The sequence below is a fragment of the Serratia oryzae genome, assembly GCF_001976145.1.
GTDB classification, from domain to species: domain Bacteria; phylum Pseudomonadota; class Gammaproteobacteria; order Enterobacterales; family Enterobacteriaceae; genus Chania; species Chania oryzae.
Genome location: NZ_MOXD01000002.1, coordinates 1 through 15,153 on the forward strand (window position 1 = coordinate 1; position 15,153 = coordinate 15,153).

The 15,153-nt window shown below is 56.1% G+C and carries 15 protein-coding genes and 1 pseudogene; 6 read left to right on the forward strand and 10 right to left on the reverse strand.

Going from position 1 to position 15,153, the window contains the following annotated elements; all coding sequences use genetic code 11:
• Positions 1–636 precede the first annotated feature (636 nt).
• A complete protein-coding gene (gene uraH / locus BMI79_RS03210; RefSeq protein WP_076940401.1) occupies positions 637–1,041 on the forward strand; it encodes a hydroxyisourate hydrolase in 405 nt (134 codons plus the stop codon).
• Between the two features lie 41 nt (positions 1,042–1,082).
• Here uraH and BMI79_RS03215 read toward each other — a convergent pair whose 3' ends face one another.
• The 7 genes from BMI79_RS03215 to mhpD are packed head-to-tail and all read right to left on the reverse strand — an operon-like array spanning position 1,083 to position 6,624.
• A complete protein-coding gene (locus BMI79_RS03215; RefSeq protein WP_076940402.1) occupies positions 1,083–2,072 on the reverse strand; it encodes an amidohydrolase family protein in 990 nt (329 codons plus the stop codon).
• Positions 2,072–2,641, reverse strand: coding sequence for a 3-hydroxyanthranilate 3,4-dioxygenase (locus BMI79_RS03220; protein WP_076940403.1), 570 nt, complete (start codon positions 2,639–2,641; stop codon positions 2,072–2,074). Before BMI79_RS03220 ends, BMI79_RS03215 begins: the two co-directional genes overlap by 1 nt.
• Before the next feature lie 42 nt (positions 2,642–2,683).
• Complete coding sequence (locus BMI79_RS03225) at positions 2,684–3,100, reverse strand: RidA family protein (protein WP_076940404.1); 417 nt, start codon at positions 3,098–3,100, stop codon at positions 2,684–2,686.
• Positions 3,097–3,879 (reverse strand): 2-keto-4-pentenoate hydratase, encoded by a 783-nt coding sequence (locus tag BMI79_RS03230; protein WP_076940405.1) that lies wholly within the window; start codon positions 3,877–3,879, stop codon positions 3,097–3,099. Before BMI79_RS03230 ends, BMI79_RS03225 begins: the two co-directional genes overlap by 4 nt.
• On the reverse strand, positions 3,876–4,913 hold the full coding sequence (gene dmpG, locus BMI79_RS03235; protein WP_208611175.1) for a 4-hydroxy-2-oxovalerate aldolase: 1,038 nt from the start codon (positions 4,911–4,913) through the stop codon (positions 3,876–3,878). Before dmpG ends, BMI79_RS03230 begins: the two co-directional genes overlap by 4 nt.
• Complete coding sequence (locus BMI79_RS03240; protein WP_076940407.1) at positions 4,910–5,857, reverse strand: acetaldehyde dehydrogenase (acetylating); 948 nt, start codon at positions 5,855–5,857, stop codon at positions 4,910–4,912. Before BMI79_RS03240 ends, dmpG begins: the two co-directional genes overlap by 4 nt.
• Positions 5,854–6,624, reverse strand: coding sequence for a 2-keto-4-pentenoate hydratase (mhpD, locus tag BMI79_RS03245; RefSeq protein WP_076941217.1), 771 nt, complete (start codon positions 6,622–6,624; stop codon positions 5,854–5,856). Before mhpD ends, BMI79_RS03240 begins: the two co-directional genes overlap by 4 nt.
• A 255-nt stretch (positions 6,625–6,879) precedes the next feature.
• On the opposite strand from mhpD, the gene BMI79_RS03250 reads away from it, so the two are divergent.
• The 4 genes from BMI79_RS03250 to BMI79_RS03265 all read left to right on the forward strand — a co-directional run bounded on the left by BMI79_RS03250 (position 6,880) and on the right by BMI79_RS03265 (position 12,441).
• A complete protein-coding gene (locus tag BMI79_RS03250) occupies positions 6,880–7,860 on the forward strand; it encodes a LysR substrate-binding domain-containing protein (protein WP_076940408.1) in 981 nt (326 codons plus the stop codon).
• A 158-nt stretch (positions 7,861–8,018) separates the two neighbouring features.
• Positions 8,019–9,491 carry a 2-hydroxymuconic semialdehyde dehydrogenase gene (locus tag BMI79_RS03255; RefSeq protein WP_083704355.1) on the forward strand — a complete coding sequence of 491 codons (1,473 nt, stop codon included), beginning with the start codon at positions 8,019–8,021 and terminating at the stop codon, positions 9,489–9,491.
• A gap of 127 nt (positions 9,492–9,618) precedes the next feature.
• The gene (locus BMI79_RS03260) at positions 9,619–10,983 is read left to right on the forward strand and encodes an MFS transporter (protein ID WP_076940409.1); all 1,365 of its coding nucleotides are present in this window, start codon (positions 9,619–9,621) and stop codon (positions 10,981–10,983) included.
• Positions 10,984–11,319: 336 nt separating this feature from the next.
• Positions 11,320–12,441 (forward strand): ribosomal protein uL16 3-hydroxylase, encoded by a 1,122-nt coding sequence (locus BMI79_RS03265; protein ID WP_076940410.1) that lies wholly within the window; start codon positions 11,320–11,322, stop codon positions 12,439–12,441.
• 205 nt (positions 12,442–12,646) lie between these two features.
• On the opposite strand, the pseudogene BMI79_RS24535 reads toward BMI79_RS03265, so the two are convergent.
• The 3 genes and pseudogenes from BMI79_RS24535 to BMI79_RS03275 form a co-directional block, all read right to left on the reverse strand.
• Positions 12,647–13,060, reverse strand: a pseudogene (locus BMI79_RS24535) (MFS transporter); the annotation flags it as partial.
• Positions 13,061–13,395: 335 nt separating this feature from the next.
• Complete coding sequence (locus BMI79_RS03270; protein WP_076940411.1) at positions 13,396–13,767, reverse strand: VOC family protein; 372 nt, start codon at positions 13,765–13,767, stop codon at positions 13,396–13,398.
• A gap of 111 nt (positions 13,768–13,878) precedes the next feature.
• On the reverse strand, positions 13,879–14,439 hold the full coding sequence (locus BMI79_RS03275; protein ID WP_076940412.1) for a GNAT family N-acetyltransferase: 561 nt from the start codon (positions 14,437–14,439) through the stop codon (positions 13,879–13,881).
• Positions 14,440–14,855: 416 nt separating this feature from the next.
• Between BMI79_RS03275 and BMI79_RS23270 the strand changes: the two genes are divergently transcribed.
• Positions 14,856–15,053: a DUF4762 family protein gene (locus BMI79_RS23270; RefSeq protein WP_076940414.1), complete on the forward strand. Its 198-nt coding sequence runs from the start codon at positions 14,856–14,858 to the stop codon at positions 15,051–15,053.
• The last annotated feature ends 100 nt before the right edge of the window (positions 15,054–15,153 follow it).

The window sequence follows — 15,153 nt, forward strand, 5'->3', positions numbered from 1 at the left end:
GTCCATATCAGTATCGATATCAACATCCGGCAGTCGTAAATCAACACGCACCGCCAATGTTCGATGGTGGCACAGCAAGGCTTTATCGATCGTTTCCTGTATGCGGTCCATATAGTGCTGACACAAGCGACCATGGCTGGTAATCACTTTCATTTATCTTACTCCTCAATGATGGGATGACGTTGTTCACGCCGAAGCGTGCATTACCATCTACAGAGCAGTAACGATTTACTGAGCCAATACCGTCGGTTGTTAAAACACATTGAATCGATAGAGATGCGTTAAGAAGAAAAAGGTAATACGAAGACCTGCCAGGGCATGATTAACGTCACTCAGAGCGTCTGCTGAGCCATACGAAGGTGAACGGATAACAGTGCAGATTAAGGTTGATTATTAACGCGTTATCTCTGTCAATTAACCCTTTATCTGGCAATATCAGCCACCGTTGAACAGAATACTGTAGAAAAGCAAAGGCCGAGGCAGATATAGCCATTCTCTTGCAGTTTTCCCCCTCTCTTCACTCGGCTTGAATTGTCACTGACGGAAAACATTAATAAACTTAAATTTTCTGTTATACAAATTTTTCAGGCGTTTTCGGTGTTACTTTCATTGCCTACATTTGCAATGGAGGTATTTATGAAAGTATTCATTCCGATCCTGTTAGCGGCGTGCAGTTTTTCGGCCATGGCGGCGGGCACGCCTAATCCGCTCAGTGTGCACGTACTCAACCAGCAGACCGGCCTGCCATCCAAAGGTGTGGTGGTCGAGTTGGAAAAGCAACAGGGCAACGGTTGGACGCGCCTGGCACAGGCGGTGACCAATGACGATGGCCGTATTGGCGCACTGTATCCGGCAGGCAAGGATATGGATGCCGGGGTCTATAAGGTCACGTTTAAAACCGGGGATTACTTTTCTGCCATCAAGCAAGAAACGTTTTTCCCGGAAGTCTCGGTTATTTTTAACGTCAGCACCACTAATCAGAAACTGCATATTCCTCTGTTGTTGAGCCAATATGGCTATTCCACCTACCGAGGAAGCTGATTATTTAGCGCGGGAACGGCGCAATACCGTTCCCGCGCTACCTACGCTAGAGAAAAAAACGAACGTGCGTTTGCCGCCAGAATCTGGCGTTTGCTCTCTTCAGGCAGGGCTGAATGGCTGACCAGATGCCCCACCTGCTGCTCACCTAGCGGGAATGGTGCATCCGAGCCCAACATCACCCGATCGGCCCCCATAGTCTCCACCAGCAGTTGCAACGCCCGCGGGTCAAACACCGCAGAGTCGACGTAGAAACGATCTAAGTAGCTCGAAGGCTTCTGCGGGCAATCTTCACGCACGATATCGCGCTGTTCCCAAGCGTTGTCCACTCGGCCCATCAGGTAGGCAAAGCTGCCGCCCCCGTGGGCAAAACACAGCTTCAGGTTGCGCGGCAGGCGCTCGAAGGCACCGGAGAGGATCAGCGACAGGATCGCCAACTGCGTCTCTGCCGGCATCGCCACCAGCCATGGCAGCATCCACTTCTTCATGCGATCTGCGCCGCCCATCATATCCCAAGGGTGTACCAACACCGGGATCTCCTCCCTAGCGCAGTGGGTCAGAAAGGTAATCAGCGACTCATGATCCAGATCTTTCGCCCCCACGTGGTTGCCGATCTGCACGCCAATATGGCCGCACGCCTTTGCCCGGCTGGCTTCGCGGCAGGCGGCATCGCTATCCTGCAACGGCACCTGCGCCAGCACCTTCAAACGCTGCGGGTTGGCAGAGGCCATTTCCAGCGCCTTGTCGTTCATCAGTTGCGCCCAGGGCAGGGCGCGTTCAATGGCGACGTCGTAGGCAAACATCACCGGCGTGGCACACATGATCTGAATATCGATCTGCTGCTCATCCAGATGTTCCAGTCGGCGTTCGGCATCCCACAGTGCGTCATAAACCGGGCGGAATGGTTGATTGTTCAACATGATCTGGCCTTCGCGCCCGTGGGTTGCCAGCCAGGGAGCCCGTTCAACGTCCAGTCTGGCGGCCTCTTGCTGGCTGATTTTCGGGAAGAAGTGCGAGTGAATATCTATTTTCATCAGTTTGTTGTCGCCTTGAGTATGCGATGCCAGGTCTGCCAGTCGCGGCCTGAGTGGATTTCACCGCACTTGGTACAGCGGCGCTCTTCATCGCTGGTTGCATAAAATTGTTCATAAACCGGGGGAAGATCCGTCACGATGCTTTTCAGGTTCATCTCATAGCGTTTGATCAGCGTGCCACAGGCGGCGCATGACCACTGCAATGCGTCGGCTTCCCCTTCCGGGCGTACCCGCTCAATCACCAGACACAGGCTGCCCTCTTCTGGCCGCTGCGGGGAGTGGATCACATGAGGAGCCATCAGGAAAACGTCGCCTTCGCGCAGGTCGATACGATCATAGTGGCCGTTATCCCAGATGTTCAGATAGGCATTCCCTTTAAACTGGTAGAAGAACTCTTCCACCGGATCGTCATGAAAATCGGTGCGCTGATTTGGCCCACCGACGACGGTGACCATAAAATCGCTGTCCTGCCAGATCTGCTGGTTATTCACCGGCGGCTTGAGCAGATGGGAATTCGTGTCTAGCCAGTTCTTGAAGTTGAGCGGAAATCCATATTTGAAGTTAGACATTGTGATTCTCCGATGTGTAGGGCAGAGGATACGAACGGCTTATTATTGTGGTTTATAGGCGATCGCTTTGATTTCAATGAGCAAGTGCGGGTGCGGCAACTGATGTACCGCGACGGTGGTGCGAGTCGGGCCATCGTAGTCAAAATACTCGGCATACACCGCGTTATAACCGGCAAAATCATTCATATTGACCAGAAATGCGCTGATCTCGACCACATCATTCAGATCGGCACCGACACTGTGCAGAATATCGCGGATATTATCGAGTACCGCGCGGGTCTGCACGTCGATGTCCAAACGGGTGGCACCCATGGCGTCTACTTCCGCGCCGGCAATACTGTTGTCCGGCAATCTTGAACTGGTGCCGGAGACAAACAGAAAGTCACCGGCCCGCTTCACGTGTGGAAAGCGCCCGCGCGGGGTCGCTTTGCCTTTAACCACTACCGCCTGGTTGCTCATAGTTCACCTCTGGTATGAAATGCTGTCCGGCCAAAACCGGAGATATCGACGCTGACGTGCAGCCTGGGATAAAGTGCTTCGGCGGCGGTCGCTGCACCCGCCAGAATCACCGATCCCGCAGGCAGCGTGCGCTCTTGCTGATGCAACAGGCTGGCGATCTGCACCAGCGCACGCAGCGGATGCCCGAGGATCGCCGCCGTGCTGCCAACCTGCAGCGCGCGGCCGTTAAAGTTCATCACCACGCCGAGGTTATCAATGGCGCGTTGCGGGCTCTGCAATGCGCCAACGACAAATTTGGCGGATGAACAGTTGTCGGCCACCACGTCTTCCAGGGTGAAGCGGAAGTCCCGATAGCGGGAATCGATGATCTCCAGCGCCGGGCCCACTCCTTCCAGTACCGACCCTGCTTCCGCCAAGGAGAGCGGACTGTTGATCTCTTTGCGGGTGATAAAGTAGATCTCAGGCTCAACGCGCGGGTGGATCAGCTCGCGCAGATCCAGCTCTCCCCCTTCTTCAATCTGCATGGCGTCGGTCAGTTCGCCCCAGATCAGGTGTTCAACACCCATCTGCTGCATTTTTGCGCGGCTGGTAAAACCCAGCTTCAGGCCGACTCGCCGCTCACCGCGCTGTTCGCGCAGGCGGATCCCTTCGGCCTGCACGCGGTAGGCGGTGGCAAGATCGAGCGTTACCTGCCCGGTTAACTGGGCTGCGGCTTCCTGGCGCAGCGTGGCCTGGTCCAACTGGGTGGCCAAGGTGGTTAAATCCATAACGTTGCTCATGCGGTTTTCTCCGGTTGCCCGTTGCGTTGTGCCAGCAAATCCAGGGCGACATCGACGATCATATCTTCCTGGCCGCCCACCATGCGGCGGCGACCAACCTCGAGTAAAATATCGGCGGCTTTGAGCTGATAGCGTTCCGCGGCGCTCTCGGCGTGGCGCAGGAAGCTGGAATAAACCCCGGCGTAACCCAGCGACAGGCTTTCGCGATCGACGCGTACCGGGCGATCCTGCAATGGCCGCACCAGATCGTCGGCCGCGTCCATCAGTTGCAACAGATCGCAACCGTGGTTCCAGCCCAGGCGTTCGGCGGTGGCGATAAACACCTCGAGCGGCGCATTGCCGGCCCCGGCCCCCATGCCTGAAAGGCTGGCATCCACGCGGTGGCAGCCTTCTTCCACCGCAACGATGGAGTTGGCAACGCCGAGCGCCAGATTGTGGTGAGCGTGCATGCCCAGTTCAGTGTTCTCGTTGAGCACTTCGCGCAGGGCGCGGAAGCGATCGCGGATATCCTGCATCAGCATGGCACCGCCGGAGTCGACTACATAAATGCAGGTGGCACCGTAGGACTCCATCAGCTTGGCCTGCTGCGCCAGTTTCTGCGGCTCTGCCATATGGGACATCATCAGAAAACCCACGGTATCCATGCCCAGTTCGCGGGCATAGGCAATGTGCTGGCGTGAAATATCGGCCTCGGTGCTGTGAGTGGCGACGCGCACCACGCGGGCACCGGCGTCATAGGCATTACGCAAATCATGTACCGTGCCGATACCCGGCAGCAGCAGCGTGGCGATCTTGGCGTTGCTGACTGATTCTGCCGCAGCGGCAATCCACTCAACGTCGCTGTGCGCACCAAAGCCGTAGTTGAGGCTGGAACCGGATAAACCGTCGCCGTGTGCTACCTCGATCGAAGCCACCCCGGCGCGATCCAGCGCGCTGGCGATCTGCCGCACCTGTGGCAACGAATAGCGGTGGCGCATGACGTGGGAACCGTCACGCAGGGTCACGTCGGAGATATACAGTTGTTTCATCTTTATGCTCCCTGATGCTGCAGCAGACGCGCGGCGATGTGTTCACCGCAGGCCAAGGCGGCTGACGTCATGATGTCGAGATTGCCTGCATAGGCGGGCAGGTAGTGGGCAGCCCCCTCCACTTCGAGGAAGATCGAGGCTTTCAGGCCACCTTCTGGCCCCAGATCTGGGTAGTAGCGAGCATCGGCCGGTGAGATAGTTTCAAACTGTACTTCCTGCTTCAGCCGATAGCCGGGCACATACTCTTGTACCCTGGCCGCCATAGCGGTAACCGCCGCGCTGATAGCGTGCGGATCGCAGGGCGGCGTCAGGCAGAAAACGGTATCGCGCATCATCAGTGGCGGTTCGGCCGGGTTGAGGATAATGATGGCCTTGCCGCGCCGGGCTCCCCCCACGGTTTGCAGCGCCTGTGAGGTAGTTTCGGTGAATTCATCGATATTGGCGCGGGTGCCGGGGCCGGCGGAACGGCTGGCGATCGACGCCACGATCTCGGCGTAGTAAACGTCGGTGACGCTGGCGACGGCGGCCACCATCGGAATCGTGGCTTGCCCACCGCAGGTGACCATATTCAGGTTTGATGCATCGCCCTGGCTTTGCAGGTTCACCACCGGCACCACGTAGGGGCCAATGGCTGCCGGGGTGAGATCGATCACCCGCACGCCGTGCTGTTGCAGCAGTTGGTTATGATGCGCGTGGGCACCAGCGGAGGTGGCGTCAAACACCACTTTAATGGCACCGAAATCCGGCAGGGCCAGCAGCCCGTCAATGCCTTCATGGGTTGTCGCCACCCCGAGCCGATTGGCGCGTGCCAGGCCGTCTGAGGCGGGATCGATGCCGACCATAGCTGCCATTTTCAAGCGCTGGCCGTGGCGCAGGATCTTGATCATCAGATCGGTGCCGATGTTGCCTGAGCCGATAATGGCGGCAGAAATCTGTGCGCAGTGGTTCATTGTGCGCCTCCTGCGGCCTGTGCAAAGCGAGCGCTGACCTGGCCAACACCTTCAATGCGTGCGGTAAACACCTCTCCTGCGCTGGCAGCCACCATCGGCCCCAGCGCACCGGTGAGAATAATATCGCCAGCCCGCAGTGCATCACCGCGCTGTGCCAGCGTATCCGCCAGCCACAGCGCAGCGCGCAGCGGGTTGCCTAGGCAGGCGGCACCGGCACCTACAGAAACCGGCTCACCTGCGCGCTCCAGCACCATGCCGCAACCGAGTAGGTCCACGTCTTTCAACCGCACCGGGCGGTTACCCAGCACGAACAGGCCACAGGAGGCGTTATCGGCAATGGTATCGGCCAATGAGATATCCCAATCGGCAATGCGGCTGTCGACAACTTCGATGGCGGGCAGCAGATAGGCGGTGGCGCGGATCAGATCGGCGAGGGTGTGTTTTTCGTGGGGCAGATCCTGCTCAAGCACCAGCACGATCTCGGCTTCCACCTTGGGCTGGATCAGGCGGCCAGCGGCAATTTCCTCTCCGTCACACAGCGCCATATCGGCGAACAGCCGGCCAAAATCCGGTTGGTCGACACCCAGTTGCTTTTGCACCGCAGGTGAGGTGAGGCCGATTTTGCTGCCAACCAGGCGGCGGCCTTGCTTGATCTGGTGGTCGTTATTCAAGCGCTGCACCGCATAGGCAGCATCGATATCGTTGCAACCAATCAGGTTGCGCACCGGCGCACAGGGCTGGCCGCTGCTGGCCGCCTGCCTGAGCATGTTGGCGGCTTCATAATATTCAGGCTTCAGTGAGTTTGACACATGGCTCTCCTGTTTGTGTACCACGGCTCACTCCAGGTGGCCGTGGGCGATATTCCTTGCTGATTTGCAATAGCCGGGTGTTGGGCATAGTGGCAGTCTAACCAGCCTGGCAATAAGCGAAAATGAATAAAGGGGCTTTTGCTATTCCCTAAAGTTATGCCATAGTCGCCGAGTGCACTGTTTGGGTCAGACGACTTTCAGGAGTAAACAGCAATGACTGAACGCGCCCCTTTTACCGTCAGCGACATGATCCTCAACCGCCTCAAGCTGCGCCCGCTGCTGATTTTTGACCGGGTATTGCGTAATCAATCCATTGCGCGCGCGGCGCGGGAACTGAATCTGACGCAGCCCGCGGTGACCAAAGCGATCCGCGAGCTGGAACAGCAGTTGGATACGGTGCTGTTTGATCGTAACAACCGCGGCGTGACGCCCACCGACTGTGGGGTGCTGTTGGGGGAACGGGTGAAATCGGTGATTGCCGAGCTGCGTTACCTGACCGATGAGCTGAATACCTTTAAAGGCGGCGTGGTGGGCCATGTGGTGGTCGGAACCCAGATCTCCGCCAGTGCCCGTTTGCTGCCGCGCGCCATCCTGCTGTTGAAAGCGCGCGCGCCGAAAATCCTGGTAACGGTGCGGGAAGGGCCGCAGGATTATCTGTTCCCTGCGCTGGCCAGCGGTGAGTTGGACGTGGTGGTTGGGCGCTTGCCGGAGCCTGATGCGCCGCTGACCGCCAGAATGGCCTTGAGCCACCGAGCGCTGTATCGCAACAGCCTATGCGTGGTTGCCGGTGGCCACCATCCGCTGGTCAATCAAAGCGATCTCAACCCGCACCACCTTGCCGAATGGCCGTGGATCCTGCCGCCGCTGGATTCGCCCGCCCGGCGGGTGGCCGATCATTTCTTCAAAGAGTCCGGGTTACCCGCCCCGGAAAATATCGTCGAATCCCTGTCGCTGCTGACCAACGTCAACCTGCTGGTGGATTCCTCGTTTCTTGGGCTGATGCCCACGGCAGCGGCGCGGCGTTTTATTGCCGCGGGGCTGTTGAGCCAACTGCCGCTGGGGGACGTGGGCCCACCGGCAGAAGTGGGCTTTTCGATCCGCCAGGATAAACCGTTGACCCCGGCGAGCCGGCAACTGATCGAATGCCTTAAGCTGGCGGTGCAGGAAGATCCGGTGCTGCCTGGCTATAACTAAACAGAATAGCAAAGCCCACTTTATTCATTTTCAACTTATTTCAACGGCTCCTTACACTGAGTAACGATACCCAGCCGAAGGTTCCTGCAACGGCGTTGCATTCAGACGCGAATGAAAGGTTCCTTCGTGCTGATTTGTGACTCAGGAGGAACAGTGCCGTGGCAACTTATCAATCCGCACCGGATTTACCCTTGTATATCGACGGGCAGTTTGTCGATGGGTTCCGGCAGTTCGACAATATCAGCCCGGTTGACGGGCATCTGGTTTCACGCGTTGCCGAAGCCAGTGAGGCGCAGGTCGCCGCAGCGGTAAAGGCCGCACAGGCCGCGCTATCTGGGCCTTGGGGGCAACTGAGCGTGCCCGCGCGTGCTGCGCTGATGCACCGGGTGGCCGATGGCATCGAAGCCCGTTTTGAAGAGTTTGTCGCGGCCGAAGTGGCGGACACCGGGCGGCCAGAAAACCTGGCACGCACGCTGGATGTGCCACGCGCTATTGCTAACTTCCGCACCTTTGCCGATTTGGCGGCCACGTCGGTCAGCGAATGCTGCGAAACCCCGCAGGCAGACGGCGGCCTGCTGTTCAACTATACGGTGCGTAAGCCCCTTGGCGTTGTTGCCGTGATCTCCCCTTGGAACCTGCCGCTGCTGTTACTGACCTGGAAACTCGGGCCAGCGCTGGCGATGGGGAACACCGTAGTGTGCAAACCCTCGGAAGAAACCCCGTCTTCGGCCACCTTGTTGGCAGAAGTGATGCACGCGGTTGGCCTGCCCGCCGGGGTATTTAACCTGATCCACGGTTTTGGCCCCGGTTCGGCGGGGGAGTTTCTCACCCGTCAGCCGGAGATCGCCGCCGTCTCCTTTACCGGTGAATCCCGTACCGGTAGCGCGATCATGAAAGCGGTGGCGGACGGTGTCAAAGAGGTTTCCTTCGAACTGGGCGGGAAAAACGCGGCGGTGGTGTTTGCCGATGCCGATTTTGACGCCGCCGTGGCAGGCGTGGCGCGCTCCTCGTTCTTTAATACCGGGCAGGTGTGCCTGTGCTCTGAGCGGGTGTATGTCGAACGGCCGATCTTCGATCGCTTTGTGGCAGCGCTGAAGGAGCGAGCCGAAGCTTTGAAGATCGGTTATCCCAATGAAGCTGGGGTGGAGCTTGGCCCGCTGGTGTCACAAAAACACCGGGATAAAGTGCTTTCCTACTTTGCGCTGGCGCGAACCGAAGGCGCTAACCTGATCACCGGCGGTGACGTGCCGCTATTCGGCGATGCCCGTGATAATGGTTCTTGGGTACGTCCGACCATCTGGACCGGGTTGGGTGACGATGCGCGCTGCGTACGGGAAGAGATCTTCGGGCCGGTGTGCCATATCGCGCCTTTCGATGATGAAGAAGAGGTGCTGGCGCGGGTTAACGACAGCCAATACGGCCTGGCCTGCGCGCTGTGGACCAGCCAGGTGGGGCGCGCACATCGTCTGGCGCGGCGTGTTCACACCGGGATTGTCTGGGTTAACAGTTGGTATGCCCGCGATCTGCGCACCCCGTTTGGCGGCAGCAAGCTGTCGGGGATGGGGCGTGAAGGTGGCCGCCATTCACTCGATTTTTATTCTGAAATCAGCAACATCTGTATAAAACTATAATCGACCACCGGCCGCTGCCAAGCCGGTTGGCGGCCCGCTGTGTCTGGCCCCCGGCCCACATAAGGCGAGCAGCAGGAACACCTGACGCTTGACGTATGACGGGCATCGCTGACAGGAGCTTTACCTCATGGCTAACCCTACATCGCTGGATATTGAGGCTTTTATCGATCGCACCAGGTTCTCTCCGTTCCAATGGTTACTGCTGTTACTGTGTTTTTTAGTGATTTTCATGGACGGCTACGACATGGCCGCCATTGCCTATGTGGCCCCCTCTCTGCTGGACGAGTGGGGGTTACAGAAGGCAGACCTTGGCCCGGCGATGAGCGCCGCGCTGTTCGGGCTGGCCTTTGGTTCACTGCTGTCTGGGCCGCTGGCGGATCGGATTGGCCGCAAACCGGCGGTGATCTTTTCCGTGCTGCTGTTTGGCGCGTTCAGCCTGGCGACGGCCTGGTCTTCGTCGGTCGGTTCACTGACCGTGCTGCGCTTAGTCACCGGATTGGGGCTGGGAGCGGCGATGCCTAATGCCATCACGCTGCTGTCGGAATACTGCCCCAGTAAGCGCCGCACCATGATCGTCAGCGCCATGCTGTGTGGCTTTCCGCTGGGCGCTGCCGCCGGTGGCTTATTGGCAGGCTACCTGATCCCGGCGCTTGGCTGGCGTTCGGTGCTGGTGGTGGGGGGCGTGGTGCCGATCCTGCTGTGCGGCCTGTTACCCTGGGTGCTGCCGGAATCGGTGCGCTATATGGTGTTGAAGGGCTACCCTAACGCCAGCATCCGCGCCATTCTCCGGCGGGTGAAAAGCGAAGGGATGGAGCAGATTGAACACTTTGTGATTGCGGAAAAAATTGCTGACGGCCATTCCGCCATTCGTGCCATTTTAACCGCGCCGCATCGCACTATTACCGCTCTGCTCTGGTTAAGCTGTTTTATGAGTATGCTGGTGTTTTATATGATCGTCAGTTGGATGCCGCTGCTGCTGAAAGAGGCGGGGCTGGCGGTGCAGCAATTCTCTCATATCAGCGCGCTGTTTCCGTTAGGCGGCGGTGTGGGATCCATATTGATCGGCTGGGTGATGGATCGCCGTGAGCCGAATAAGGTGCTGGCTTTCACCTATCTGCTGGCCGGGTTGCTGGCCTATGGCGTAGGTCTGGCGGTGGGTAACGTCAGCCAGACTCTGATCTTGGGCTCGCTGGTGTTCTTTATGGGGGTTGCCTCCGGTGGCGGGCAGTCTGCGTTGGCTTCGCTGGCGGCGTCCTACTATCCCACCAGTTGCCGCGCGACCGGGGTGGGCAGCATGTACGGCGTAGGGCGCTTTGGCGCCATTTCCGGCGTGCTGGCCGGTGCTGAACTGTTGCGCTACCAGTTCCCCGCCACCACCATTTTCAACCTGTTGCTGATCCCTGCCTGGTTGGTTTGCTTAGCGTTGCTGCTGAAATACTACAGCGAACGGCGGCGTGAACCTCTGTTGACCCGTGCGCAGGATAAATACTAAGTGCGTCACCCGCCGTGATGGCGGGTGGCATGCCGCGGATCCCCTGATGGCGTAACCCAAAAGCAATTTCATCGCGCGCCCGATGGCAAAAAAGCTGCCGTCCCACTTCCTGAAATAGCACGCCTAACAGCGGTGTTCGCTGCGCTGCTTGCAGGGCAGCAATATTCCGCTCCTGCACGGCGATCTGAACGTGGGTACCTGCTGGAGTATGGCCAATTCCCAGCGGTTACTCACTGTTTCGCTCCGTACAATGCACAGTCTTGACCCATGACAAGGCGGTGAAGGCATCTGCCTCTTTATAATCAGACCTGTTTGTCTTCTCACAGGTGTGAAAGTATGGCTTATCAACTGAACCTTAACTGGCCCGAGTTTTTAGAAAAATACTGGCAAAAACAACCGGTTGTACTGAGGAATGCCTTCCCTGGTTTCGTCGATCCTATCACGCCGGACGAACTGGCGGGGTTGGCGATGGAAGCGGAGGTGGATAGCCGATTAGTCAGCCAGGAAAATGGCCTGTGGCAGGCCAGCAACGGGCCGTTTGAGCATTTTGATAACCTGGGTGAAACCGGTTGGTCGCTGCTGGCGCAGGCGGTTAACCACTGGCATGCCCCTTCTGCCGAACTGGTGCGCCCGTTCCGCGTGCTGCCGGACTGGCGTTTAGATGACCTGATGATCTCCTTTTCCGTGCCGGGTGGTGGCGTAGGGCCGCATATCGATCAGTACGATGTCTTTATCATTCAGGGAATGGGCAGCCGCCGCTGGCGCGTTGGCGATAAATTGCCTCTTAAACAGTTTTGCCCGCATCCGGCGCTGCTACACGTAGAACCCTTCACGCCGATCATCGATGAAGATCTCGCTCCGGGGGATATTCTGTATATTCCGCCGGGTTTCCCGCACGATGGTTTCACCCACCAAACCGCGCTTAATTACTCCGTCGGCTTCCGCGGGCCCAATGGCCGGGATTTGATCAGCAGCTTCGCTGACTATGCGTTGGAAAACGATCTCGGCGGTGAGCACTACAGCGATCCCGATCTCACCTGCCGTGAACATCCGGGCAAGGTTGAAGATTACGAGCTCGATCGCCTGCGCCAGATGATGTTCGACATGATTAATCAGCCAGAGGATTTTAAACAGTGGTTCGGCCGTTTTGTGACCACGCCGCGCCACGAGCTGGATATCGCCCCCGCACAGCCGCCTTACGAACCGGATGAGATTGTCGGTGCGCTGATGGACGGTGCAATCCTGACGCGCTTGAGCGGGTTACGGGTGCTGCGCGTGGGCGATAGCTTCTTTATCAACAGCGAACGGTTGGAAACGGTAGAGCCTAAAGCGGCGGATGCCCTGTGCCGTTATACCCTGATTGGTAAGAAAGAGCTGGGTGAGGCGCTGCGTAATCCGGCGTTCGTTGTTGAGCTAGCCGGGTTGGTTAATCAGGGCTACTGGTTCTTCGACGAATAACGGCGTTGCTCATCGCGGCTTCCAACAGCCTATATTTGCTACGTTCGGAAGCCGCGTTTTATTTTTTGCCTCGACTCCCGTTGAGGCATCAGTTCTCGGTAATGGCTATTTTCAGCAGTTGCAAAAAACGCACCAGGAATATCAGGCTCAATAGGCCTGCAGCTAGCCCCATACGGTGGAACAATGCTTTATTGCCATGCTGATAAATCCATCGGCCCAGCTCAATGCTCAAAGTAATGGTACTCAGCACGATAATATTAAAGCTGGCCGAGACGGTTCCCTTGGGGGCTGGCAAACAGCGTGCGTCGGAACAGAATCGGGAAGGTCATGCCGATGCCAAAGGCGGATTCCGCCAACGGACCATGCCCAGACGTGGGGGATAAAAAGATTGCCGAATAGTGCCACACTTAGCCCGGCAAGCTGAATAGGGGGGCCTGCCCAAGATCACTGCCACAAAGATCGGTACCTGTGTCCAGGCAGATTGCGCCGAAGACAGCCCACCGTTATCAATCAGGATCATTGGCGAGGTGGCCCCCCAACTCATCATTGGAATGTAAGCACAACTGATGGTGAAGGTAGCCGCCAGAAAGCAGGAACTGCGGAATACCTGCTTAAAATCCTAATTCCTTTTAAAACTTAAACCCCGGTACAATCGCCAGCGCCAAAGTTCTACAACGAAATGTGGCGCAGCAGAAAGGCTGAAGGGCGAAGTATGATGGGGGAGCACCTGGCCGCAGCCCCGAAGGGGCGAGGCCCAGCATGGGCCGAGTCACGCAGCCAACACCCAAGCAACTTGAAGTATGACGGGTATAAATCAAATAAATGGGTTATTTACAAGCTCGAGCAGTATTTTTAATGCATTCCTTGCCGCCTGGACGAAACGCTGAATATTTTAGTGATACGGCTCGCGCTGCAAGCTGCAACCAACAGGCTACAGCTTGCAACATACAGGCGTTATTTCATGGAGTGCAGGCCGATCACATTGCCTTCGGTGTCTTTTGCAATGGTAATGTGGCCATTCTCGCCGATGGCAAACTTCGGCCTCAGGATCTCACCGCCGTTAGAGGCAATGCGCGCTTCTTCCACCGCACAGTCTTCGCAAATGAAGTACACCATGCTGCCGCCGGGCCCTGGCGGGACGCAGTCCATTTTAACCAGCGCACCACCTGCACCTTCACCCCCATGCTGATAAGGGAATAGCCAGTATTCCATCTCCTCATTTTCCATTTTTTCTAATTGAGTATTGAAAACAGACTCATAGAATTTTTTAGCCCGAGGCATATCAGCAACATAAATTTCAAACCAACCAACGATATTCGTTTTCATTGCACACTCCTGTCTGGTTCTAGTTGACTTGTTTCCTGGCCCAGATTGTTACTGGCAATGTATATTTATACAGTGATCTGGATCATGCAATCAGTACAAATTACGCGCGTTTTATTTGTTACGGTTCCACTCATCTTTGGTGATTTCCCAGATCTCACTTTCCATGCGGCCACCGACGAAATCAGCCCATTGGGTGGCGATCACACGCATACCGCTGCGTTCTGATATGCGTCTTGAAGCAAGATTACCCTTCGCTTTGGGTACCCGCAGCACCGGTTTACCAAGCTGGTTAAACCAGAAATCTGTCACCGCCGCGCTGGCCTCGCTCATCAACCCATGATGTTGCCACTCAGGTGTCAGCCAGAACCCGCGGTTAGCATTGGGGGTGTCGCAAAGATTGATAACGCCAATTAAGTGGCGCGCATCCGCCTTGAGCCGAATGGACCAGTACCAGCCAGATCCTTTAGCCATATTTGGTAGAGCAACTTCTTGGATAAATTGCCGTGCTGCACCTTCCGGGTAGGGCCAGGGAACCTGATGGGTGATGTATTTCACAATTTCCCAGTGTGGGAACAGCCGCTGGATGTCTGCAGAATCAGATAGTTCTAAGGGTTGTAATATCAGCCTGTGGGTTTTCAATACCGGGATTGCATGCTTTTTCTCAGTTTTCATGACTCACCATTCGTTGAAAGCCGCGCGGGCGTTGTTTATCAGCAAGGTTAAAACTAAGCATCTGGCATATGAAAATCAAGAAAATAAGTAAGCCATGTGTTGAGTTATTTCTTGTAATTAACTGGGTTTAATCTGTAATGCAATTATTAACTAATTTTTTTTGAAGAATATTAATGTGTTATGTTAAAATTTTTCTTGAGATAATTTCTCCTGTTTTTAAAGAAAGTTCCTGAAGATGTGTTGGGAAATGCACTAACGTTGACTATGGATTTTCTTTGTCCCTATAATCCGAGCGTCTTAAGTTATGGCAATAATCTTTGGTTATTAATAACTCACAGCGAACTTACCTATTCTCTTCGTTATTAATGATAATAAACTTAAGACAGGTTTTATTATTTTACTATAAGGATATTTTTATGAAAAAGTTAAACGTATCAGATGTATCAAGCGTTGTCGGTGGTGCAAATGGTTGCCAGGTCACTTATGAAAAGACAACGGTAAATGATGTTAGCATTTGCCAGCAAGTAACTACCTGTAACGGCAAATATGGCGAGACAGTCACTCGCGCTACTGCTGATTCAGCTTCTTGTATCACAGCAACACCAGCGGCGTAATAAACTCAAATTTTTAAACAATCTAAGATAAGCCATATTGCGGTTTTTTTTCGTCGTACCCTGTCCTAAAGAATAAAATGGACGCTGTACCCGAAGAAAG